3 protein-coding genes are annotated in these 2,120 nt (G+C 42.9%); all 3 read right to left on the bottom strand.

Annotated elements, in window-relative coordinates:
• The coding region (locus ACFINX_RS09850) for an antA/AntB antirepressor family protein (protein ID WP_375668771.1) at positions 1 to 314 on the bottom strand (314 nt) is incomplete at its 3' end.
• A gap of 307 nt (positions 315 to 621) precedes the next feature.
• Complete coding sequence (locus ACFINX_RS09855) at positions 622 to 1,932, bottom strand: phage late control D family protein (RefSeq protein ID WP_375668772.1); 1,311 nt, start codon at positions 1,930 to 1,932, stop codon at positions 622 to 624.
• A partial coding sequence (locus ACFINX_RS09860) for a tail protein X (RefSeq protein WP_375668773.1) occupies positions 1,929 to 2,120 on the bottom strand: 192 nt, incomplete at its 5' end. The genes ACFINX_RS09855 and ACFINX_RS09860, both read right to left, overlap by 4 nt.

Consider the following 2,120-nt stretch of genomic DNA (forward strand, 5'->3'; position numbering starts at 1 on the left):
CTTTCACATTCGATAAAGTATAAACGAGCTTCTCTACCTTTCTTATTATTTTCAAGCATAGAGAGCTCTTTGGCTACACTTAAAGTCAGATGATAATCTTTACGATTGTGACCACCTCTGCCTTTGCTCGCCAAATTTGGCGACCAAACAAAGTCTTGATTTTCTAATAAATTATATTTTTTGATACGGTCAGTAATCCAATTGGAAAAATCTTTACCTATTTCTAAAAACGCATGTAATTCACGTGCGTTGACTGTTTGAACGATATCACCATTAATCGTGGTTTGATGTATATCAATTAAATACTGTGCCATAATTTGGCTCCTATGTGCTTAAAGGTTTCTTAATGACACTCAATTAAAGAGCGCCGGGTGCTAAGAAACACGGCACATAGCCCGTCGTTACGCCTTTCCCAAAAGGGTATTGTATAGCATAACCACACCCGACAATATCATTATATGCTTGTAGCATACAACGAGTCAAAGTTTTTAATTGGCGGTGAAAAGATTGTTTCGGCAATCTATCCGCTATGTGTTTAAGGTGTTTCTTAGGCACCTGATTCGATTATTCATATTGTCGCCACATTGTCAAGTAGCTTCTAATAATTTTTTGATATTTTTGCTAATTGATATCTTTCTCATCCATATGGATAACGCCTTCACCTTCGTCGCATGCGTCTGGTGGGGCGTTTGGGTCGAGGGTATCATCCTTGTCTGGTGTGGTGTTTGCAACGTTTCCAGCCGCATCTTCTTGGGTTTCATCAAAAAGTTCGCAATCTATTTTTGTGGTATAACCACCTGTTTTATCAAGCTTGTGTTTAACACTTTTGATGCGCCATTCTGCTGGAATATAGGGGCGGAAAGGGGGCTCTTGAATAAGCTTTGCTTCTGCTTGCACAAAGGGATCACCACCAATATCACATGAGAAAGAAGATTTCCCACGTGATGATTTGTTGCGATAAGCAGCAATGGCCGCAACAGCTTCTGATTGATTGTGGTAGGTGTATTTGAGTTCATGAAAAGGCTCTTTACCAACCTTGACTTCCTTTTTTTCACCAGTGCGGATATCATGATAGCTTGCGATAACACCGCCTTTTTTCTCTTCTTCTTGCTCTTGATTTTCAGATGTTTTGGCTTCCGTCTCTTCTTTAGGCAAATTGGGGGCGTCACTTTCATCCATATGGATCACATCTTCGCCTTCCTCAATTTCCTCTGGTTCTCGTGCATCAGCGGCGGCTTTTTGATCATCTCCTGCATCTGTCTTTAATCCATTGGCGGCACCTGCTTCATCGCGTGCACTGTATTTAAAATCCCAAGAGGTACATTGTTTTTCATGGATGACAACGACGGGCAGTGTTTCACCGGTAATGGCTTTGCCTTCACCCCGTTTGGCAAGCACCAATTTGCCATCAACGGGTTTTGCTACCGCATCATAGTTTTCTGCAAGGCGCGTGGCAAAAGCCATATCGCTTTCAGAAGTTTGGTCAATGTGACGCACAACAATTTTGGCAAGAGCAGGGTCAACTTTTGGTGTATAGCCATTGCGCTGTGCTATCTCTTGAATAATACTGCCAAGGGTTTGTTGGTGATAGGATTGGCTTTTGGGTGTTCTATAAGACGTGTTCATAGAGGCGGCGCGTCCTGTCACGCTTAAACTTTGTGGGGGGCTGCTTACAGAGATTTCATCAATCAGATAGGCGCCCATATCGCGGTTTTTACCGCCTTCATAGCCAAGTGTGACAGAAATAATTGTTCCGATGAGAGGAATATCAAGAAAGCCATTGTCGCACTCACGGGCGCGGTCATCAAGCTCTATGGTAATGCGGTCACTTTTGTCTTCTGCTTCATCGGTAATTTCAATCGACAAAACATAGTCCATCAGCGTTCTTGTGATGTCCTCTCCATTTGCCAGAACCATGCAAAAAGGTTTCATGATTGACTGCCCCAAATTCTAATCACCGGTGTGGCTTTAGGATAGGGGAGGGTTGGCAAAACGATTGTGATGCCTGCTTTTAAGATGGGTCCATAGTCTGCAAGACCAAAGTTTGCTGCATAAACGCGTTCAACAGCAAGGGCTTGTTGACCCTTTGCATAGTATCTCCAGCAAATGGCATCAACCAT

It is taken from the genome of Bartonella sp. AP36NXGY, assembly GCF_042195865.1.
Lineage (GTDB): Bacteria > Pseudomonadota > Alphaproteobacteria > Rhizobiales > Rhizobiaceae > Bartonella.